The sequence below is a fragment of the Priestia sp. ST2 genome (assembly GCF_055810735.1).
Window position 1 is genome coordinate 284802 of the sequence record NZ_JBVVNT010000002.1, and the last position, 20226, is coordinate 305027.

The window sequence follows — 20226 nt, forward strand, 5'->3', positions numbered from 1 at the left end:
TCTTAATTTATTAGAATAGGGAACGTTGCAACATGGAAAGGAATAAAAAAATTGTTATGCTTTTTTATTCATTCTGGGTAAAAAACACCTTTACATGATTACTTGATAATCACGTAAAGGTGTTTTTAATTATTTTATCAAAACCGTTGTATTAGCCGGAATCACAAGCTGATTTTTGACTTTCTTAGCTCCTTTTTCACTAGCAAAAATCAATTTACCTTTCGCTGCTACAGATACTTTTACAGGTTGATTTGAAATATTATGATACACGCTAATCGAGTTGTCTTTATACGTACGGCTATAGGCAACAACTTCTTTACTGTCTACTGAAATAGATTGAAGCGTTCCTTTTACTAACTCTTCATGCTGCTGACGCACGCGAATCATTTCACGGTAATGATTTAACAAAGAATCCTTTTGTTTGGTTTGTGCTTCTACAGACACGCCGTTGCCGCCTTTGTTATATACAGGTGTTTCCCAGCTAGTTTGTCCAAGTCCGTTTCCTTCGTACCAGCGGAACGGTTCACGGATTAACTCATCAGGCTTTTCACCGGTCATGCCAATTTCTTCACCGTAATAAATATACGGGTTGCCAGGAAGCGTAAGTAAGATAGAAGCAGCTGATTTTGCTTTGTTCACATCGCCGCTCAGTTCACTCATGACGCGGTTTTGGTCATGGTTGGTTAAGAAAATGCCGTCAATTTTATTTGGATTGTATGATTTGAACAGCTCATCCGTTGCCGCTGCTGCAGTGGCGATTCCTTGATCATTTCCTGCTTTTACAGAGCTGACAATTTTCCCTGCTAAATCAAAGTTAAATAGGGAATCAAGCGATTGATAGTAAGGAGCTACCACTTCAGGCTGATCCCATACTTCACCCGTTAGATATACGTTAGGGTTTTCTTTTTTCATCGCATCTCTAAACTCATTCCACCACAGAATATTTTTCTTAGCGCCTTCAGGCGTTTGACCTTTAAAAATATGAAGCGCAGCATCTAAGCGGAAGCCATCAACGCCTTGCTTTAGCCAAAACTTTCCGACGTTAATCATTTCTTTTCTTACTTCAGGGTTATCGTAATTTAAGTCAGGCATTCCTTCCCAAAACGTTCCGTAAAAATACTCTCCGTTTGGAGCTTTATGCCATACTTGCTGTCCCCAAGATCCTTTTTCATTCAAGTCGGTATTTTTATCAGCCCAAATATAGTAATCTCTGTACTTGCTGTTTTTATCTTTTAACGCAGCTTGAAACCAAGGGTGTTCGCTGCTCGTATGATTCACAACAAGGTCCATAATGACTTTTACGTCTCGTTTGTCTGCTTCTTTCATCAGCTTGCGAAAATCTTGCAGATTTCCGTACTGCGGATCAATGTTATAATAGTCCGTTACATCATATTTATGATAGCTAGGAGAAGGGTTGACTGGCATCATCCAAATCCCGTTTACTTGAAGATCATTCTTTGTATGAGAATTTCCGTCATTTAAATAGTCCAGCTTTTGTGTAAGACCTTTTAAATCACCATGTCCATCTTTATTTGCATCGTAAAAAGAGTTTACATACACCTCATAAAAGACACCGTTTTTATCTGCTGTTGGAGCTTTACCTTTATGTACAGTTTCGGCGTGAACGCCTGTTGATAAGCTAGCAGCCAGCGGCAGTGTTAGAGCTAAAGCTGTCCATTTTTTCCCTTTCATCGTTTCATCCCCTTTTTTTGCAATCGTTTGCATAAATTGACTACAATTGAAATATAGCACCTATTTGAAAACGATTACAACGAAAATTTCATTTTGATTATTTTGAACTAGTAATTATTCTGACAACCTAGTTATTTACTGTGTCTAATGACATTAAGCGGCTGCGTTATATTAAGGCTATAGATAGAAGATAGCAATAAAATAAGGGATTATTATCCAATTGAAAATAATGACTATGTCAAATATTCTGACAATGTTGTTGTTCAATTCATCATCTCGTGCTAAAATCCAAATATAACTGAAAAACGGTACTGCGGTTCCGAAAAACGGAACTTAAAGTATCGATGCAGATAATAAAGCTTGAATTTCATTTACTATCTGCAAATGATTACGCTTACATTGAAGGGGTTAAGGGGGAAGAATGCATTGAGTAAAGTAGATTTAAACTGTGATTTAGGGGAAAGCTTTGGTGCTTATCGTATTGGCAATGATGAAGCCATTTTAGAGCACGTGACGTCTGTGAACGTTGCCTGTGGATTTCACGCAGGGGATCCGAGCGTTATGAGAAAAACGGTAAAATTGGCCGCTGAAAAAAAAGTGCAAATTGGGGCTCATCCTGGTCTGCAGGACCTTATTGGTTTTGGACGCAGAAACATGAATATTTCACCTCAGGAAGCCTACGATATCGTGATCTATCAAATTGGGGCATTAAACGGTTTTTTGCAAGCAGAAGGGTTATCAATGCAGCATGTAAAACCTCACGGTGCATTGTATAACATGGCTGCTAAAAACGAAGCGTTGTCTGAAGCAATAGCAAAAGCTGTTTACAACGTAAATCCTGAGCTGATTTTATTTGGGTTATCTGGAAGTGAACTGATTCAAGCAGGTAACAGAATTGGTTTAAAGACGGCTAACGAAGTATTTGCAGACCGTACCTATCAGTTAGACGGTTCTCTCACTTCTCGTACAGAACCAAATGCTTTAATTGAAAATGACGACGAAGCTGTTTCTCAAGTTATTACAATGGTGAAAGAAGGGAAGGTAAAATCTCAGCAAGGTAAGGATGTAGAATTGCAGGCAGATACGATTTGCATCCATGGAGACGGAGCTCACGCACTTGAATTTGCCCGTCATGTCAACCGTTCTTTACGAGCATCAGAAGTGGTAGTTAAGGCTATTTCAAAATAAAAACTACATACAATCAGGAGGAAGATGATATTGGAGCCAATTAAAAAATCAACACCTCAGCAAAAGCTTTCGGCTGCGCCTAAAGTAAACTGGACGTTAATGCTTGGAGCCGCTTTTTTAATGGCCACATCGGCTATTGGACCAGGCTTTTTAACTCAAACTACCGTATTTACACAAAATTTAGCTGCAAGCTTCGGATTCGTTATTTTAATTTCAATTATTCTTGATATTTTTGCTCAAACCAACGTATGGAGAATTATTGCCGTTTCTGAAAAAAGAGGACAAGAAATCGCCAATATGGTATTTCCTGGATTAGGATACGTACTCGCTATTTTAATTGTTATTGGAGGACTTGCTTTCAATATTGGAAATATTGCCGGTGCGGGGCTTGGATTAAATGCGATTACGGGTATTTCTCCAACAGCTGGCGCTGCAATTAGTGCAGTTATTGCTGTATTAATCTTCGTTGTAAAAGAAGCTGGAAAAGCAATGGATCGCTTCACGCAAATTGCAGGTTTTGTCATGATTGGGCTGATGCTATATGTAGCCGCTACCACTTCACCTCCCGTTGGAGAAGCTGTAGTGAAATCTTTTACACCTGACAAAATCGACATCATTGCGATCGTTACGCTTGTTGGAGGAACAGTCGGTGGTTATATCACCTTTGCTGGTGGACATCGTCTTTTAGATGCCGGCGTAAAAGGCATCGATTCTTTACCTCAAGTAACAAAAAGTTCTGTAACAGGAATTCTTATCACTTCCGTTATGCGAATCGCTTTGTTTTTAGCTGTACTTGGCGTTGTGTCTAAAGGTTTACAAATTGACCCAGCCAATCCTCCAGCATCCGTGTTTCAGCTCGCAGCAGGAAACGTCGGGTATAAAATCTTTGGTATTGTTATGTGGTCTGCCGCTATTACGTCTGTGGTAGGAGCTGCTTATACCTCTGTTTCGTTTATTCAAACGTTTAGTGAAAAACTTAATAAAAACTCAAACTGGATTATTATTGGATTTATTATTATTTCAACTCTGTCATTTGTCTTAATTGGAAAACCTGTAAAAGTTCTTCTTTTAGTTGGAGCAATCAATGGATTAATTCTGCCGATCGCTCTTGGGACTTTACTGGTTGCTGCATACAAAAAAAGCATCGTTGGCGAGTATAAACATCCTTTATGGCTTACCATTTCTGGTGTACTTGTCGTTATTGTAATGGCTTTAATGGGCGGCTATACGTTAATGGATCAACTTCCTCAATTATTTAAATAAAACAATGTGCCCGCACGTAAGTTGCGTGTGGGCACTGATGGGAGAGAGAAATATGACAACCCTTTCACAACTAACTCCAGCTGAACTTCGTCAGCAAATCCGTAACAACCAGCTTATTCAACCAACAGCAGGCATGGCAAATGGCTATGCTCAAGCTAATTTATCTATTTTACCAAAGCAACAAGCTTTTGACTTTCTATTGTTCTGTCAGCGTAACCCTAAATCGTGTCCTCTTTTAGATGTCACAGACGCTGGATCTCCGGTGCCGAAGTTTGCAGCTCCGTTGGGAGATATTCGTACAGACATTCCAAAGTATCGAATCTATGAAAATGGGGAACTAGTAAAAGAAGTAACCGATATCACAGATTACTGGACAGAAGATATGGTAGCTTTCCTTATCGGCTGCAGCTTTACATTTGAACACGCACTGTTAAACAACGACATACCTGTTCGTCACATTGAAGAAAATTGTAATGTTCCTATGTATAAAACAAATATTTCATGCGCTGAAGCGGGAATATTCCATGGCTCGACGGTAGTTAGTATGCGGCCAATTCCTCAACAAGATGTAGTACGGGCAGCCCAAGTAACTTCACGTTTTCCAGCTGTGCACGGAGGACCTATTCACATTGGAAATCCCGCTGCGATAGGCATTGAAGACCTTCACTCTCCGGATTTTGGCGATGCTGTTTCAATTAAGGAAGGGGAAGTGCCCGTATTCTGGGCTTGTGGTGTAACCCCTCAAGCAGTAGCAATGGAAACAAAACCTTCTATTATGATTACACATGCTCCGGGGCATATGTTTATCACAGATATTCGAGATGAAAAACTAGGTGTTTTATAAAAGAAAGAGGTGTAGATATGAATCAAACCGTAACAAAAGCATCGGCTGTTATTTCTCCGCTTGGCGACTCAGCGCTTGTAATAACGTTTGGAGATAGCATTCAATACGACATTCATAAACAAATTAAAGCGTGTAAAGATTCGATAGAATTAAATCCTTTTCCTGGATTTATCGAATGCGTGCCGGCATTTACGAACCTGACAATCTTTTATAACCCCCTTGAAGTTGTAGCAGCCGTGAAAAAGAAGGAGAAAAAAGAATTTGTTTCTCCTTTTGAAGTAGTGTCCTCTATCATTCAAAGTAAACTAGAAAACGAACAGACAGAAAAAGCGTTAAACCATCGTACGGTTTCTATTCCAGTTTGCTACGGAGGAGAGTATGGACCTGACCTTGAATATGTCGCTCGTCACCATAACTTAACAACTGAAGAGGTAATTAGTATTCATTCTGAAGGCGAATACTTAGCATATATGATTGGATTTGCTCCTGGATTTCCATTTCTCGGAGGGTTATCTGAAAGAATTGCTACGCCTCGCCGGCCATCTCCTCGCCCCTCTATTCCTGCTGGCTCGGTTGGTATTGCGGGAATGCAAACAGGGGTGTATCCTATTTCCACTCCCGGAGGATGGCAGTTAATTGGTCAAACGCCCGTTAAATTATTTTTGCCGGAACAAAACCCACCAAGTTTGCTGCAGGCTGGAGATATTGTAAAATTCGAGCCTATCTCTAAAGAAGAGTATCAAGAACTACGGGCAAAGGAGGGAGAAAAATGAGTATAAGAGTTAGTAAAGCCGGGTTATTAACGAGCATTCAAGATTTAGGAAGAAGAGGGTTTCAGCAGCACGGTGTAATTGTAAGCGGTGCAATGGATTCTTATTCCCTTCGAATTGCTAATTTACTAGTTGGTAACGATGAAAATGAAGCGGGACTTGAGATTACGCTAATGGGACCTACCCTTGAAATAGAAAGTGATTGTTTAGTAGCGATCACAGGAGGAGATTTAACTCCTTCGGTCAACGGAAAGCCAGTACCTATGTGGAAACCTTTATTTATTCTAAAAGGAAGCACTTTATCATTTGGTCCTTGCAAAACTGGGTGTCGTTCCTATCTATCTGTAGCAGGAGGATTTGCTATTGATGAAGTGTTAAATAGTAAAAGTACGTATTTAAGAGGTGAAATCGGGGGCTACAAAGGAAGAGCATTACAAACAGACGATGTTTTACCTCTATCTGTTCCTGCTGTTTCAAAGCCTGCTTTTCTTTCAAATGAAGTGATAAACGGAGTATATACTTCTTCATGGTCCGTAAATTATAAAGAATTTGTTCATTTTACAAAGAAACCAGGTGTCCGCGTTATGAACGGCAGTCAATTTGATTTATTTACAGCTGAAAGCAAAAGTCATTTTATGAAAGAGCCTTTTAAAGTATCGAATCAATCAGATCGAATGGGCTATCGAATGGATGGACCTTCTCTTCAGCTTCAAGAAAAAAAAGAGTTATTGTCTGAAGCCGTTTCACAAGGTTCTGTTCAAGTCCCCCCGGATGGAAATCCCATCATTCTGTTAGCGGACCGTCAAACCACGGGGGGATACCCTAAAATTGCTCAAGTCATCACAGCGGATTTACCGCTTTTAGCTCAAGTAAAGCCTGGAGAATCCATTTACTTTTCTCACATTTTGCTTCACGAAGCTGAAAGAATCTATTTAGAAAAAGAACAGATGCTTCAAGAATTGAAGATTGCTATTAACCTTGCGTCAACTAAATAACACAAAACGGGAGTGACAAGAAATGATAAACGTACGTGAATTGCAAGAAGTTGTTTCATTAATGAATGAATCTGGTATTCAAAAGCTCCATATTGAACATGAAGGAACAAAAGTTGTCATTGATAAAGCAGGAATTCCTTTAGAGGACACAGCTGTTACAGAAGTGAAAACAGATGAAGTAAAAGCCGAAGCCACTGAGCAAGCGCCTCAAGATTCTATGTCTGTAAACGCAGCAGAAAACAATGAAAAGCAAATTTTATCACCAATGGTCGGAACGTTTTACGCCAAGCCAGAAGCAGACGCCGATCCCTTCGTTCAAGTAGGACAAACAGTTGAACGTAAAGATGTTGTATGTGTGATTGAAGCGATGAAGCTGTTTAACGAAGTCGATGCGGGAATAGAAGGAGAAGTGCTTGAAATTCTTGTGAAAGACGGGGATGTTGTAGAGTTTGGACAGCCATTATTTACCGTAAAATCACACTAAAGTATACATACTGTCAGGAGGAGTCATTATGTTTAAAAAGATCTTAATCGCAAACCGCGGCGAGATTGCAGTTCGTATCATTCGGGCTTGTAAAGAGATGGGGATTGCAACCGTGGCGGTTTATTCAGAAGCAGACAAAGATGCACTTCACGTGAAGCTAGCAGATGAGTCATTTTGTATTGGCAAAACGTCTTCTAAAGAAAGCTACTTAAATATTCGTAATTTGCTTACCGTAGCGCAAGTAACCAAGGCAGACGCTATTCATCCAGGATACGGATTTTTAGCTGAAAATGCTGATTTTGCTGAGATGTGTGAATCCTATGACGTTACCTTTATTGGTCCAAAAGCAGAAGCTATCCGTAAAATGGGAGCAAAAGCTGTAGCACGAGATACAATGAAACAAGCCGGCGTGCCTATTGTACCTGGAACGGAAGGACTGATTGAAGATAGCAGCACCGCTATGCCAGTAGCAAGAGAAATAGGTTATCCGATCATCGTAAAAGCCACAGCGGGCGGTGGCGGAAAAGGAATGCGACTGGCTCATAGCGAAGAAGAGCTAGAAAAAGCAATTCGTCAAGCTCAGCATGAAGCAGAAACTGCCTTTGGAAACGGCGGCGTATATCTTGAAAAATATTTAGAAGAGCCAAAACACATCGAAATTCAAATCATTGCGGATGAAGAAGGGAATGTGGTTCATTTAGGTGAACGAGATTGTTCGATTCAACGCCGTCATCAAAAGTTGGTAGAAGAAGCTCCGTCTCCTGCGGTAGACGAAAACCTTCGTGCTAAAATGGGCAAAGCGGCGGTCTCGGCGGCTAAAGCAGTTGATTATACAGGTGTCGGAACAGTTGAGTTTCTATTAGATAAGCACGGGCATTTTTACTTTATGGAAATGAATACACGAATTCAAGTTGAACATCCTGTTACAGAACTTGTAACAAACATTGACTTAATTAAAGAACAAATTTCAGTAGCAGCAGGCTACCTGCTATCATTTGCTCAGCAGGACATTCAGTTAAAGGGATGGGCAATTGAATGCCGGATCAATGCAGAAAATCCGGCTAAAAACTTTATGCCTTCTCCTGGAAAAGTCGAGATGTATTTACCTCCTGGCGGCTACGGGGTTCGTGTAGATAGCGCCGTTTACCCTGGCTATGAAATTTCCCCATTTTATGATTCAATGGTGGCGAAATTAATTGTAACGGGGAAAGATCGAAATGAAGCGATTCAACGAATGAAACGCGCACTCGAAGAATTTATCATTATCGGTATTCATACAACCATTCCTTTTCATTTAGAATTACTGAACCATCCTTCTTTTAAAGAAGGGGATTTCACAACCAAATTTCTAGAAAGTAATCCTATTTCAATTAAAGAACTAGAAACGGTGTAAGAAAGGAAAGTGCTCTTATAAGGGAGTGCTTTCCTTTTTTTCTTCATGTATAATAAAAAGAACATATGATTAGCTAGTAAGCTATACGTCTATCAAATACATGTATTCGCACAAATAAGGGAGAAGGTTTTATGCAAGCTAACAATAAAACGGTTGTTAAATCCATGCAGATTCTCACGCTTTTTATCAAGCACCCTAAGCTGACCTTCACAGAAATGATGGAATATTCAGGCGTTCCGAAAACTTCTTTGCACCGGATGGTTGGTTCGCTTGAAGAGATGGGATTTTTAACAAAAGATGCGCAAGGATACTATTCGCTAGGACTTTTATTCTTGCAATTTGGTCAGCTGGTGGCTAATCGCTTAGATATTAGAAATATCGCAAAGCCTGTAATGGAAACGCTCCGAGACGAAGTAGAAGAAGCGGTTAATTTAATTGTACGAGATGGGAATGAAGCTATGTATATTGAAAAAGTAGATACGCTTCATCCAGTGCGTCTCTACACATCAATTGGAAGGCGTTCACCTCTTTATGCGGGAGCTTGTTCACGCATTATCTTGGCGCATTTACCCGAAAAAGAACAAGAGGAATATATTACTCAAACGGAGCTGGCTCCAATAGGCATTGGAACAATTACAGATCAAAAGAAACTAAGAAATGTATTAAAAGAAGCAAAAGAAAAAGGGTATACCATTAGCACCTCTGAATTAGAAAACTTTACAACATCCGTGAGCGCGCCGATTGTAAATCATCAAAATGAAGTGGTTGCAGGCATTAGCGTAGCGGGAATTGAAGCGAGATTTCAAGGAGACAGACTGCCGTTCATTATTCAAAAAGTAACAGAAGCGGCGAGCCTAATTTCTGAAAAACTAGGTTATCAAGGATCATTAAAGTAGCATACATAGAAAAATGGAGGTAGACCATTGAAACGATTAGAAGGTAAAACAGTCGCACTCGTAGGTCAGCGTAAAGTAGAAGAAATCAGCAAAATTGTTGAAAACCTTGGCGGGACCCCGCTTGTACGACCTGCACAAGGAACAATCTTTTTAGATGACACACATTTAGAAGCAGATATTAAAGAACTGGTAAAAGGAAATTATGAATGGTTTATTTTTACGACAGGGGTCGGTACAGAAATTCTTTACAAAACGGCAGAAAAGCTAGGGCTGGCCGACGAATTTCTGTCTTCTTTACAAGCAGCTCATATTGCTGCACGCGGGTATAAAACCGTAAATATGTTAAAAAAACTCGGTGTTACTCCAACTGTTCGAGATGATGATGGAAGTACAGCGGGACTAGTCAGGGCGCTTCATTCGTTTTCTTTTGAAGGAAAGCATGTAGCGCTTCAGCTTCACGGAGATCCTGCACCAAAATTAATTGACTTTCTTTCGAATCAAAAAGCCCAATTTAAAGAGATTTTACCGTATCAGCATATTCCGCCACAAGCAGAAGTCATGGAACAGCTTATAAACGAATTAATAAGCGGAAAAATTGATGCTGTTAATTTCACAAGCGCTCCGCAGGCGCGCTTTTTATTTTCATTTGCAAGAGAACACGGACAAGCTGATCACATTCGAGAACTCTTTAAAAGCTCTGTAGTAGCTGTATCCGTAGGAAAAGTAACCGCTGCTGCTTTAAAAGAAGAAGGAGTAGATCGTATTGTTATTCCTGATCAAGAAAGAATGGGAAGTGCAATTGTAGCTTTAGAACATTATTATCAGCAGCGTGATTAACAAAAGACCTTCTCACCTCACCGTGAGAAGGTCTTTTGTATGACTTCATCCGAGCGTTGTCGAATATTGTTTGATAATTACCTATCACCCTTTTTTTAAACACGTGCAAACAACAGATAAACATAGATTTGTTACTATTTCAGAAAATCATTTTCAAATACTGTAAAAATAGCAGAAAAAGGTAAAAAATAGACGTGGATGTTAAAAAATTATTACGTTCTCTTTAGCAGCAACTTATATCCAACCAGCTTAAAAAATCTTGATCGCCTATTTTATCATGTTAAAAACAGTGCTGTGTAAAGTCCGGTAGATTATTTATTTTAACAGGGATATAAAGGTATATTTTTGCAGGTGAAAGATGAATGTATACACAAGCTTTAAATGTTACATTACTGAAATACAATTGTAATATTGTTATTCTTTTTTTCAACGTTTATCGTGGTATAATTTTCGTAGATTTTCATTAGCATATTTAGCTATTTATCGACAAATACAGTGAACTTTACATAAATTGTAAGACTTTTATACATATTGATACATAATTAGAAATTACTAGTTTAACAGAGCGAGAAAGCGGAGGAATTCATATTGAAAAAGAAAATGCTTTTACTTAACACAACGGTTTTATTAGGCCTGGGAGGAGTTTTATCAACTCCAGCGTATGCCTCTACCATTCAGGATATGGAATCACAAAAATCGCAAATTCAAAATCAGCGTCAAGATGTGCAATCTAACATCAAAGCAGCTTCTGATGAATTAACACGCCTTCAAGCAGAACAAGATCAAATGAAAGCACAGCTTGAGCGATTAACAATAGCAGAAGAAGAAAACAATAAAAAAGCCCAAAAAACAGAAGCCGATATTAAAGAAACGTCTAAACAAGTAGATCAGCTTGAAAAAGAAATTAAGCTGCTTCAAGAAAAACTTGAAAAGCGAAACGATATTTTAAAAGATCGTGCACGTTCCCTCCAGGAAAGCGGCGGTAACGTAGAGTATTTACAAGTTTTACTTGGTTCTTCAAGTTTTGGTGATTTTGTAGACCGCGCGCTAGCTGTTTCAACTATTGTAGATGCAGACCGTGGTATTTTAAAAGAAACTAAAAATATGCAAGACGAATTAAAAACAAAACAAGCGGATGTTAAGTCTAAGCTTGCTAGCTTAGAAGACATGAAGGCAGAACTGGATGAAATGACTGTCCAGCTAGCAGCTCAAAAGAAACAAAAAGATGCATTGGCAAAAGAACTAAAAGATAAAGAAGCAAAAAATGAAGAACTAAAAGCTTCTCTACAATCAAAAGACAGCTCTCTTGCAAATGAACAGTCTACGCTTGAACAAAATATTAAAGATCAAAAAGCTGCAGAAGAAGCAGCAAGAAAAGCAGCTGAACAAGCGGCTAAAGAGGCAGCCAAGAAAGCAGCTGAGCAAGCCCAAAAAGCAGCGGCTGCACCAGCTGAAAAAGCCGATTCATCTTCTGTTAAGGCAGAAGCACCAAAAGCAAGCAGCAATGATGTGGCACCTACAAGCGCTCCAGCTCCAAAAGCTAGCAATGTTGTAACAGTAGGAAACCGCTGGATTGGAAACTCTGCTTACGTATTTGGCGGTGGACGCAGCCAGTCTGATATTAGCCACGGCTTATTTGACTGCTCGTCATTCGTACACTGGGCATATTCTCAAGTTGGCGTTAACCTTGGACCTCTTGGATCTGTAAGTACAGAAACGTTAAAGCATGCTGGAACACAAGTGTCTTCTAGTCAAATGCAGCCTGGCGATCTTGTTTTCTTCGATACATATAAAAAAGACGGCCACGTTGGCATTTATGTAGGAGGCGGCAAGTTCATCGGTGCTCAAAGCTCAACAGGTGTTGCAATTGCAAACATGAGCAGCGGCTACTGGAAACAAAAATTCAACGGACGCGTAGTTCGTATTTAATAGGGTATAGTAAAAAGAAAACATCCCATCTGGATGTTTTCTTTTTATATTGTAAGGAGCGTATGACTATGAATTCTATTTTTGATCATATACACCCCAACTTAGATATTTTATTTGTCGGGTTTAATCCAAGCATCCGTTCAGGTGAAACGGGTCATCATTTTGCGAATCCAACCAATCGCTTCTGGACGATTCTTCACAAAGCAGGTTTGACAGATCGTAAATATCATCCGGAGGAAGATCACTCGCTGCTCCAGCTGGGGTACGGTTTAACAAATATTGTAGAGCGTCCTACAAAAGCAGCTGATGAGATTACCAAAGAAGAATATGCAGAAGGCAGAGAAATCTTAAAGAAAAAAATAGCTACATATACGCCTAAAATCGTTTGCTTTGTTGGAAAAGGTGTCTACCAGCAGTACAGCGGACGCAAGCAAGTAAAGTGGGGTAAACAAGAGAAATCGATGGTATCAGGAATAATGGACTTTGTTGCCCCGTCTTCGAGCGGGCTCGTTCGAATGAAAGTAGATGAAGTAGTCGCCATTTATGCAGAGCTTCCGACGTTGCTGCGTACATTAAAATAGAGAAAGCCCTAGGGCTTTCTCTATTTTGTAAACGAAATATCAATTTGAATAATTTCTGATCGGCTCCCGATTCGAAGCGGAGGACCCCAAAAGCCAAATCCTGAAGAGACAATGGTATGCAGTTGGTTATTTTGCTTGTAGCCCCAATCAATTTCAAATAACCGCTTTGTGATTAAATGATTAGGTGCCATTTGTCCTCTGTGAGTATGGCCGCATAGAAGTAAATCCACGCCTGCTTGTTCCGCTTCTTTTAAAGAAAGCGGCTGATGATCCATCGCAATGACAGGAAGAGAACGATCCGTTTCACTCGCTAAATCGAAAAAGCTGTCTCGATTTTTGTCCGTCTTGTCTTTTCTGCCTATTAAATACAAGCTATCACCTATATTTAACACTTCATCCATTAAAATAGGGATGTTCATTTCTTTCATTCTCTCCACAAACTGAGGGATCTTCCCGCCGTAATACTCATGGTTTCCCAAAATTCCATACGTGCCTAAAGGCGCTTTGAGCTGCTTCATCATAGAATCCATTTCTTTTTTAAAGAATACGTGGGGATCATCGTCAATAATATCTCCAGGAAGTAAAATAAGATCCGGCTGTATCTTTTGTACATGAGTGATTAACCGCTGCAAATGTTTTTTGCCGGACAATGTGCCAAAGTGCATATCAGATGCTACAGCAATGCGAAGGTTTTTCCGATTCGTCTTTTTAGCAAGCGAAATCGTATATTTTCTTACCACAGGACTGTAAGCATTATACGTACCGTAAGCAAAAATGAATAAAAAAGCGGCAATTACGAAAAATCCAATTGAATCGATAGCTGTAGAAAGCGAAGCGCCTAGAAGAGTAAGGATATAGACGGCTAAATTACTTATAGGAAGCAAAAGAACCGAATATTGAATAAATCCTAACCAGTACGATCCCACAATTTTAAATATGCTCACTTGTTGAAACGCACGACTGATGATAAAGGAATAAGCAAAAAAGACAACGATCACTGTAAGAATCCATTTGTTTTCCACTTCAAACATTGTGTGAAACCACATCCAAGCGTTCCATCCGATGTACAGAACGAATAAATTATATAAAATAACAACTAAAATAGACCTTACTAACACACTTACTTTCATACGCTAACCTCTTTTCTTTCATCCGTAATTCCACTATAGCTCATTTTTATTGCTTCAACAAAATTTTATCTCTTCTTCTTATCAATAAAATTTTTGCTTGTCACACAAACGAAAAAACACACCTATAAAACAAGGTGTGTTTTTTGTATTAATGATGGTGATGCGCGTGGTGAAGGCTGCTAATCACAAATTCAGGCTCTGGAACGTGGAAATATTGAATCCATACGCCTTCTAAAAATTTCTCGCGTTTATCTAAAACGATATCGATATCTTTATCTGTTTTTACGATTTCATCATGTTCAGTCGGCGTATCGAATTTCCAATCATAATGCGCGTGATCACCGTGGTCGATAGTTACATATACACGAATCATTTTTCCTTGACCTTCTGGGCTAGCCAATGCATTTTTTAACACTTTTGCTGCGTTTCGATTAATTTTTACTTCCATTTTGAAAACTCCATTCTGTAACTTGGTATGTAACGTATTTTCGCAAACTTAAACGAAAAAGAGAAATTTTTTGCCTGACGCTCCGGATAGAGTTGCTTCATTCCAACGCAATACGCTACACTACACCATATTGAATGAAAAAGGAGCGTATCATAAATGAAGATTGTTATTTTAGGTGACACTCATATTCCAAAAAGAGCGAAACATTTTCCGAAAAGACTCTTAGCCGAACTGAAAACAGCTGATGCTATTATTCATACGGGGGATTTTCAAACGACAGATGTCTACAATGACCTGCGTGTGTTTGCTCCTGTACATGGGGTAATTGGAAATGTAGACAGTGAAGAGCTTCAGCAAGTACTTCCATCTTCATTACTTCTTCCGTTTGACGACGTTACGATTGGCGTAACCCACGGTCATGGCAAAGGAAAAACGACTGAAAAACGTGCACTTTTGGCATTTGAACATGAACAAGTCGACGCAGTAATTTTTGGTCATTCTCACATTCCTCTTCATAAACAAATTGGTGATATTACGTTGTTTAATCCAGGTTCCGCTACTGACAAGCGGCGGGAAAAGCAATTTTCGTTTGGACTTCTGTACATACAAAAAAACACACTGCGTTTTGAACATGTTTTTTATGATTCTAAAGACTAAAACAAGAGAGGACTCTTGTTTTAGCATTTTTACGTTGTATGGTCTAAATGAGCAATATATTCGTGAAGCTTATTTTCTTCGTAATCATTTAAGTCATGCATCGGAATAACCTGCTGAGTTTGAGGATCCGTTCCTCGTACTTCCGCAATTTTTACTCCTTCTTTATAGATATTAAAAATATCTTTTTCTTCCCCGCGCTGAACCTTTTCTGTTTCAAACATTGAAAAAGACTTGCTGTTTTTACTTTCTTCCATTAAAATCACCTACTTTTTTTATCGTACTCTTATCTTTTCACACCCATTGTTAATTATGTATACACTCGATGACTAAAGGAATATGAAGTCTTGCCGATAGAAAGAAAGTGCACAATCACTTTTAACTACGGAGAGAGAGGCTACATAGCATGGAGAGAGTAAGAAAAAAAAGGTCCCTTAATAACTTTAAGACAAAGCTGGTGCTAGCATTTGCAGCGATCTTATTGGTGCCATCTGTTACGATAGGTGTATCAGCTTACATAACGGCGAAACATGAAATTGAAAACCAAATTATTAACACAGCACAGCAAAATGTACAGTCTATTAATTCAGTGATTGACGATACCATTGGACCAAAAATTCATGATGTAGAGTTTTTTGCATCAGTGGTAAACAACGAGCGCTACAATGAAAAAGATATGGCTACTTTAAGGAAAAATTTTAACTTATATGCTTCGCTTCATCCAGAGGCTATCAGCATTTTTACAGGAAATCAGCAGGGAAAGTTTATTCAATCGCCTAAAAAAGTGCTACAAGCAGGCTATGATCCCAGAAAACGAGATTGGTACAAGCTAGCCATGCAAAACAAAGGAAAAACAGTTGTCACTGAACCTTATCCATCAGCCTCTACAGGTCAGACCGTTATTACTGTAGCGAAAACATCGGCGGATGGCACAGGGGTTATTGCTTTAAATTTAGATATTAGCCGCATTAATAAAGCTGTCAGCAAAGTAAAAATCGGAGAAAAAGGATATCCATTTCTTTTAGATGGAGAAAGAAAATATATTGTTCACCCTGCGGAAAAAGTAGGTACAAAAGCGACAGATTCTCTTTTTGACAAGCTTTATGCAAAGAGCTCTGGGTCTTTTGAATATACCTTTAACGGGGATGAAAAAAAGATGGTCTTTACGACAAATAAAACAACAAGCTGGAAAGTTGCAGGCACTATGTATTCATCAGAAGTTAGTGAAGCTGCACAGCCTATCTTTTACAAAACACTATTTATTATTGTAGCTTGTCTGATAATCGGGAGTCTTACCATTTTTGTGGTATTGCAATCAATTATTAAACCGCTCAAACAGCTTAAGAATCAGGCTCTGAGCGTTAGTGAAGGAGATCTGACAACAGCGATTACCGTCAATTCAAAGGATGAAATCGGCGAGTTAGGGTATGCTTTTAGTCAGATGCAAAACAATCTTCGCACATTAATTCAAAATGTTGAAATGAGTGCAGAGCAAGTGGCTGCTTCTTCAGAAGAGCTAACGGCCAGCTCACAGCAAACGAGCGCTGCGACTGAACAAGTATCAGTTGCGATACAAGAAGTGGCTTCTAGCGCGGAAAAACAAACGGCTGTTATTGACCAAAATGCAGCTTCTTTAGATGAGATTGTACAAGGAGTTTCTACTATTGCTCAGCGTACAGAAGCTGTTTCTCAGCTATCAAATCACACAACGTCTGAAGCTGTAGAAGGCGAAAAAGCCGTGAGAGAAACGGTCGAACAAATGGAATCCATTTCTCAATCCGTTGAGCTATCTAATACAACGATTCGTACTTTGTTTCAACGTTCAAAAGAAGTTGGAACCATTTTAGAAGTAATCAGCGGTATTGCTGCTCAAACAAATTTACTAGCCTTAAATGCTGCAATCGAAGCGGCACGAGCTGGAGAACATGGAAAAGGATTTTCCGTTGTAGCAGCGGAAGTGAGAAAGCTGGCAGAACAATCACAAGTGTCCGCGTCTCAAATTTCTGAGCTTATTCAAGCTATTCAACAAGATACTCAGGAATCTGTAAATACAATGGAGCAAGTTACAAATAAAGTTGAAGAAGGACGAACAATTTCACAAACGGCTATTCAAAAATTTGAACAAATTCTAAGCAGCATGAATGAAACGACTCCGCAAGTAGAAGAAGTGGCTGCGACTGCTCAGCAAATTTCAGCAGCGGTTGAAGAAGTGGCTCGTACAGCAGGTGAAATGGCGATCCTTGCTAAAGGAAATGCAGCTACATCTGAAGAAGTGGCCGCATCAACTGAAGAACAGCTGGCTTCAATGGAGGAAATTGCTGTTTCCGTACAATCTCTGTCTCAAATGGCAGAACAATTAACAGCGCTCATTAGCAAATTTAATTTGTAAACTTTCGTCAAATCGTCATAGACCTCTTTTATATTGGAAAAAGTAGAACATACACACATGAAAGAGGTGACAGTATGATGGAGCAAACAAAAATGACCTTTGAGCCAGCTTCAATTAACGATGATATGCATGCGAAGCTGAAACAGCTAGAAGAGCAGTTTCAACAAACGTTAGGAAAAAGAGTAGCTTTAGTTGCATACGAAGCTGAAAAATAAAGAAACAAAAAAGAAAAGACGCTAGGTCTTTTCTTTTTTTGTTTCAATAAGGTTAACATACACTAAATTACAAGTTTTTTTCATATACTTTCTCAAAATGAATTATAATATAGTGTAAAATTACACTTTTGTAGTGTTATTTCACTTTTGATATAGTATAATTTCACAAAAATAAAGAAAGGAGCTTACAGTTTGTGATGAAGAAAAACGTGTTGTTAGGAACTTTTTTATCTTTTTATCTAGTAGGTTCATATGCCTCCTATCATATTTATAAACAGCAGCAAAGCCGTCCTGTAACGAAAGATGTTGCTCGGCTTCTTCCTACAAAAGTCAAAGAAATAAAGCACGGAACAACTGAAAAACAGCTGAAAGATTGGGTGAAAACCGCTTCACAGCATCATGAAAAAATAGCGATTTCAGGCATGCAGCACAGTCAAGGAGGGCAGACGTATTATCCGAATGCTATTTTACTTGATATGAAGCAGTACAATAAAATTGTAGATTACAAGCCACGTCAAAAAGAAATTACGGTTCAAAGCGGGACAACGTGGAATGATATTCAGCAATATATACATAAAGACGGCCTTGCTCTTCAGGTTATGCAATCACAAAATATTTTTACCGTTGGAGGTTCTATTAGCGTGAACGTACACGGCAGAGATATTCGATACGGTTCTTTAATGGATACGGTAAAATCTATGCGTCTCCTGCAGGCCGACGGGTCTATTATCGAAATTAGCCGGACAAAACACCCTGAGCTGTTTTCTTTAGTAAACGGAGGCTACGGGTTATTTGGAGTCATTTTAGATGTGACGCTTCGTTTGACGGACGATGAATGGTACGAAGATGAAATTATCCGCTTAGATTATAGACAGTATACAGCGTATTTTAAAAACTACGTACAGCATAACCCTGACGTTCGTATGCATATGGCGCGTATTTCTGTTTCTCCTAATCAATTGCTAACAGATATGTACGTCACAAACTATCGCTTATCTTCTCAAAATACTTCTACTGTAAAAGAACCGCTCAAAACAGAAAAAATAGTGGCACTTCCTAAATTTATGCTAGGACTGTCTCGTTACAGTGACTGGGGAAAAGATATGCTGTGGGAAACACAAAAGGCTTATTTTTTAAGACAAAATGGACGGCTTGAAACAAGAAATAATGTTATGCGTTCTGAAAGTGATTTTATGGAATACGAAAGTGCTAGCCGGACGGAAGTTTTACAAGAATACTTCGTTCCGGTTGATGAATTTGCTTCTTACATCGATGATTTACGCGAAGTGTTAGCAACAGAGAAATTAAATTTACTGAACATTACTGTTCGCTATGTAGAAAAAGACAATAAAGCCGTCATGTCTTATGCAAAAGACGACATGTTTGCTCTCGTTTTCCTTATTAACCAGAAAAAAGACCATCAAGGCATGGCTGATACACAAAGAGTTGTCAGAAAAATGGTGGATGTAACGCTGCAGCACCAGGGAAGCTATTACTTGCCTTACTACGGCTACCCAAGCAAGAAGCAATTAGAAGAGGCTTACCCTCATACAACCGCCTTTTTTAATTTAAAAAGAAATTATGATCCAAAGGAAACGTTCGTTAATTTATTTTATAAGGAGTATGGAAAATGACGTACAAACAACTCTTACACTCACAAAGCCTGATGATTACTGCAAGCAGTATTGTTTTTCCTTTTTACCTTTTACTGCTTCGAAATCTTGGCGATAGTTATTCACAATTTGGCTTAGCTTACGGAATTTTTGCTTTAACCGCAGCTTTGAGTCACCCTTTAATCGGTTCATGGAGTGACAGAGTAGGAGAAAAGCGCTTGCTCATTTTATATACGTTTGGGATGGCGGTTGTTATGCTTGTGATTCCCGTTCTATCAACTATTACGCAGGTGTATATCATTCAAGTTATAATGGGGCTACTTGGAGCTCTTCAAAAAACAGCAGAAAAAATAGCGTTATCTAGGCAGACAGATCGTGCTCATACAGGAAAACAAGTAGGACACTATCATTTATGGACCTCTATATGGGCAGCTTTAGCCGTGATTGCAACAGGGTATATCATTGATTTCCTTACAATCGGCAGCCTTTTTTACATCACTTCGTTTATGTATGTAGCGGCAGGGGTATTAATATGGCAAAAACCAAAAACAGTCGAGCTTGAACGCCACCATTCGCTGTAAAAGCATATATGGACAGGTCACTTGAATTTTTTAGTTCGTATTATAAGATACTATAAAAAATTTATGTTCTCCCGATATAAGTACTGAAAGGAGAAACGTTTATGCAAGGTATAAGTATATCAGGGCAAGATGCATGGTCTTCTATTATAGTATCGTTCGCTATTTTCATCATTATATGGGGTCTGATTCCAGGCTTAACTATAAAGTATGTATGTAAAAGTCAAACACTAGGTATAGCAAGTTTTTTTGTTGGTATTGCCTATGGGGTTAAAGCAGGTCATTTCCTTATTTAAATACGATTTGGTGTAAGTAAGGAAGCTTGGA

Annotated in this window: 21 protein-coding genes; 17 read left to right on the forward strand and 4 right to left on the reverse strand. The window is 39.0% G+C overall.

All coding sequences use genetic code 11. The annotated features are described in order from the left end of the window. Positions 1-129: 129 nt before the first annotated feature. Positions 130-1725, reverse strand: a complete 1596-nt coding sequence (locus AC0KUU_RS07870) for an alpha-amylase family glycosyl hydrolase (RefSeq protein WP_043982609.1) — start codon at positions 1723-1725, stop codon at positions 130-132. Positions 1726-2118: 393 nt separating this feature from the next. Between AC0KUU_RS07870 and pxpA the strand changes: the two genes are divergently transcribed. From pxpA to mug, 11 genes are all read left to right on the forward strand, one after another. Continuing rightward, complete coding sequence (gene pxpA, locus AC0KUU_RS07875; protein WP_043982608.1) at positions 2119-2880, forward strand: 5-oxoprolinase subunit PxpA; 762 nt, start codon at positions 2119-2121, stop codon at positions 2878-2880. Positions 2881-2904: 24 nt separating this feature from the next. Continuing rightward, a complete protein-coding gene (locus AC0KUU_RS07880; protein WP_035335539.1) occupies positions 2905-4143 on the forward strand; it encodes an NRAMP family divalent metal transporter in 1239 nt (412 codons plus the stop codon). 52 nt (positions 4144-4195) lie between these two features. Continuing rightward, the gene (locus tag AC0KUU_RS07885; RefSeq protein ID WP_280559674.1) at positions 4196-4987 is read left to right on the forward strand and encodes a putative hydro-lyase; all 792 of its coding nucleotides are present in this window, start codon (positions 4196-4198) and stop codon (positions 4985-4987) included. A gap of 17 nt (positions 4988-5004) precedes the next feature. Continuing rightward, on the forward strand, positions 5005-5760 hold the full coding sequence (pxpB, locus tag AC0KUU_RS07890) for a 5-oxoprolinase subunit PxpB (protein ID WP_162214310.1): 756 nt from the start codon (positions 5005-5007) through the stop codon (positions 5758-5760). Then, a complete protein-coding gene (locus tag AC0KUU_RS07895; RefSeq protein WP_043982603.1) occupies positions 5757-6752 on the forward strand; it encodes a 5-oxoprolinase subunit C family protein in 996 nt (331 codons plus the stop codon). Before pxpB ends, AC0KUU_RS07895 begins: the two co-directional genes overlap by 4 nt. Positions 6753-6774: 22 nt before the next feature. Continuing rightward, positions 6775-7236 (forward strand): acetyl-CoA carboxylase biotin carboxyl carrier protein, encoded by a 462-nt coding sequence (gene accB, locus AC0KUU_RS07900; RefSeq protein ID WP_162214309.1) that lies wholly within the window; start codon positions 6775-6777, stop codon positions 7234-7236. Between the two features lie 28 nt (positions 7237-7264). Further along, complete coding sequence (gene accC / locus AC0KUU_RS07905) at positions 7265-8629, forward strand: acetyl-CoA carboxylase biotin carboxylase subunit (RefSeq protein ID WP_043982601.1); 1365 nt, start codon at positions 7265-7267, stop codon at positions 8627-8629. A gap of 131 nt (positions 8630-8760) precedes the next feature. Continuing rightward, positions 8761-9525: an IclR family transcriptional regulator gene (locus tag AC0KUU_RS07910; RefSeq protein ID WP_043982600.1), complete on the forward strand. Its 765-nt coding sequence runs from the start codon at positions 8761-8763 to the stop codon at positions 9523-9525. A gap of 27 nt (positions 9526-9552) precedes the next feature. Further along, positions 9553-10362, forward strand: coding sequence for a uroporphyrinogen-III synthase (locus tag AC0KUU_RS07915; RefSeq protein ID WP_043982599.1), 810 nt, complete (start codon positions 9553-9555; stop codon positions 10360-10362). Between the two features lie 588 nt (positions 10363-10950). After that, complete coding sequence (locus AC0KUU_RS07920; RefSeq protein ID WP_043982598.1) at positions 10951-12291, forward strand: coiled-coil domain-containing protein; 1341 nt, start codon at positions 10951-10953, stop codon at positions 12289-12291. A gap of 68 nt (positions 12292-12359) precedes the next feature. Further along, positions 12360-12872 (forward strand): G/U mismatch-specific DNA glycosylase, encoded by a 513-nt coding sequence (gene mug, locus AC0KUU_RS07925; RefSeq protein ID WP_043982596.1) that lies wholly within the window; start codon positions 12360-12362, stop codon positions 12870-12872. Between the two features lie 20 nt (positions 12873-12892). On the opposite strand, the gene AC0KUU_RS07930 is transcribed toward mug, so the two are convergent. Together AC0KUU_RS07930 and AC0KUU_RS07935 are read right to left on the reverse strand one after the other, a co-directional pair. Next, positions 12893-14002 carry a metallophosphoesterase gene (locus tag AC0KUU_RS07930; protein ID WP_043982594.1) on the reverse strand — a complete coding sequence of 370 codons (1110 nt, stop codon included), beginning with the start codon at positions 14000-14002 and terminating at the stop codon, positions 12893-12895. 148 nt (positions 14003-14150) lie between these two features. Further along, the gene (locus AC0KUU_RS07935; RefSeq protein ID WP_013083290.1) at positions 14151-14450 is read right to left on the reverse strand and encodes a hypothetical protein; all 300 of its coding nucleotides are present in this window, start codon (positions 14448-14450) and stop codon (positions 14151-14153) included. Between the two features lie 156 nt (positions 14451-14606). Here AC0KUU_RS07935 and AC0KUU_RS07940 point away from each other — a divergent pair, with 156 nt between their 5' ends. After that, positions 14607-15107 (forward strand): metallophosphoesterase family protein, encoded by a 501-nt coding sequence (locus AC0KUU_RS07940; RefSeq protein WP_322552078.1) that lies wholly within the window; start codon positions 14607-14609, stop codon positions 15105-15107. Between the two features lie 29 nt (positions 15108-15136). Here AC0KUU_RS07940 and AC0KUU_RS07945 read toward each other — a convergent pair whose 3' ends face one another. Further along, a complete protein-coding gene (locus tag AC0KUU_RS07945; protein WP_014459961.1) occupies positions 15137-15361 on the reverse strand; it encodes a hypothetical protein in 225 nt (74 codons plus the stop codon). Positions 15362-15510: 149 nt separating this feature from the next. Here AC0KUU_RS07945 and AC0KUU_RS07950 point away from each other — a divergent pair, with 149 nt between their 5' ends. From AC0KUU_RS07950 to AC0KUU_RS07970, 5 genes are all read left to right on the forward strand, one after another. Then, complete coding sequence (locus tag AC0KUU_RS07950; protein ID WP_322552077.1) at positions 15511-17493, forward strand: methyl-accepting chemotaxis protein; 1983 nt, start codon at positions 15511-15513, stop codon at positions 17491-17493. Between the two features lie 74 nt (positions 17494-17567). Further along, complete coding sequence (locus tag AC0KUU_RS07955; RefSeq protein WP_016764236.1) at positions 17568-17708, forward strand: hypothetical protein; 141 nt, start codon at positions 17568-17570, stop codon at positions 17706-17708. 197 nt (positions 17709-17905) lie between these two features. Then, positions 17906-19342 (forward strand): FAD-binding oxidoreductase, encoded by a 1437-nt coding sequence (locus AC0KUU_RS07960; RefSeq protein WP_237075036.1) that lies wholly within the window; start codon positions 17906-17908, stop codon positions 19340-19342. Then, positions 19339-19902 (forward strand): MFS transporter, encoded by a 564-nt coding sequence (locus AC0KUU_RS07965; RefSeq protein ID WP_013083286.1) that lies wholly within the window; start codon positions 19339-19341, stop codon positions 19900-19902. The genes AC0KUU_RS07960 and AC0KUU_RS07965 overlap by 4 nt, the downstream gene beginning before the upstream one ends. A gap of 101 nt (positions 19903-20003) precedes the next feature. Next, positions 20004-20195 carry a hypothetical protein gene (locus tag AC0KUU_RS07970; protein ID WP_025751820.1) on the forward strand — a complete coding sequence of 64 codons (192 nt, stop codon included), beginning with the start codon at positions 20004-20006 and terminating at the stop codon, positions 20193-20195. Positions 20196-20226 lie beyond the last annotated feature (31 nt).

What these genes read in the sequence shown, in the direction of transcription:
- accC (WP_043982601.1), top strand. Translation starts at nt 7,265, where the DNA reads ATGTTTAAAAAGATCTTAATCGCAAACCGCGGCGAGATTGCAGTTCGT.
- mug (WP_043982596.1), top strand. Translation starts at nt 12,360, where the DNA reads ATGAATTCTATTTTTGATCATATACACCCCAACTTAGATATTTTATTT.
- AC0KUU_RS07955 (WP_016764236.1), top strand. Translation starts at nt 17,568, where the DNA reads ATGATGGAGCAAACAAAAATGACCTTTGAGCCAGCTTCAATTAACGAT.
- AC0KUU_RS07880 (WP_035335539.1), top strand. Translation starts at nt 2,905, where the DNA reads ATGATATTGGAGCCAATTAAAAAATCAACACCTCAGCAAAAGCTTTCG.
- AC0KUU_RS07965 (WP_013083286.1), top strand. Translation starts at nt 19,339, where the DNA reads ATGACGTACAAACAACTCTTACACTCACAAAGCCTGATGATTACTGCA.
- AC0KUU_RS07930 (WP_043982594.1), bottom strand. Translation starts at nt 14,002, where the DNA reads ATGAAAGTAAGTGTGTTAGTAAGGTCTATTTTAGTTGTTATTTTATAT.
- AC0KUU_RS07935 (WP_013083290.1), bottom strand. Translation starts at nt 14,450, where the DNA reads ATGGAAGTAAAAATTAATCGAAACGCAGCAAAAGTGTTAAAAAATGCA.
- AC0KUU_RS07945 (WP_014459961.1), bottom strand. Translation starts at nt 15,361, where the DNA reads ATGGAAGAAAGTAAAAACAGCAAGTCTTTTTCAATGTTTGAAACAGAA.
- accB (WP_162214309.1), top strand. Translation starts at nt 6,775, where the DNA reads ATGATAAACGTACGTGAATTGCAAGAAGTTGTTTCATTAATGAATGAA.
- pxpB (WP_162214310.1), top strand. Translation starts at nt 5,005, where the DNA reads ATGAATCAAACCGTAACAAAAGCATCGGCTGTTATTTCTCCGCTTGGC.
- AC0KUU_RS07870 (WP_043982609.1), bottom strand. Translation starts at nt 1,725, where the DNA reads ATGCAAACGATTGCAAAAAAAGGGGATGAAACGATGAAAGGGAAAAAA.
- AC0KUU_RS07910 (WP_043982600.1), top strand. Translation starts at nt 8,761, where the DNA reads ATGCAAGCTAACAATAAAACGGTTGTTAAATCCATGCAGATTCTCACG.
- AC0KUU_RS07950 (WP_322552077.1), top strand. Translation starts at nt 15,511, where the DNA reads ATGGAGAGAGTAAGAAAAAAAAGGTCCCTTAATAACTTTAAGACAAAG.
- AC0KUU_RS07885 (WP_280559674.1), top strand. Translation starts at nt 4,196, where the DNA reads ATGACAACCCTTTCACAACTAACTCCAGCTGAACTTCGTCAGCAAATC.
- AC0KUU_RS07970 (WP_025751820.1), top strand. Translation starts at nt 20,004, where the DNA reads ATGCAAGGTATAAGTATATCAGGGCAAGATGCATGGTCTTCTATTATA.
- AC0KUU_RS07960 (WP_237075036.1), top strand. Translation starts at nt 17,906, where the DNA reads ATGAAGAAAAACGTGTTGTTAGGAACTTTTTTATCTTTTTATCTAGTA.
- AC0KUU_RS07940 (WP_322552078.1), top strand. Translation starts at nt 14,607, where the DNA reads ATGAAGATTGTTATTTTAGGTGACACTCATATTCCAAAAAGAGCGAAA.
- AC0KUU_RS07895 (WP_043982603.1), top strand. Translation starts at nt 5,757, where the DNA reads ATGAGTATAAGAGTTAGTAAAGCCGGGTTATTAACGAGCATTCAAGAT.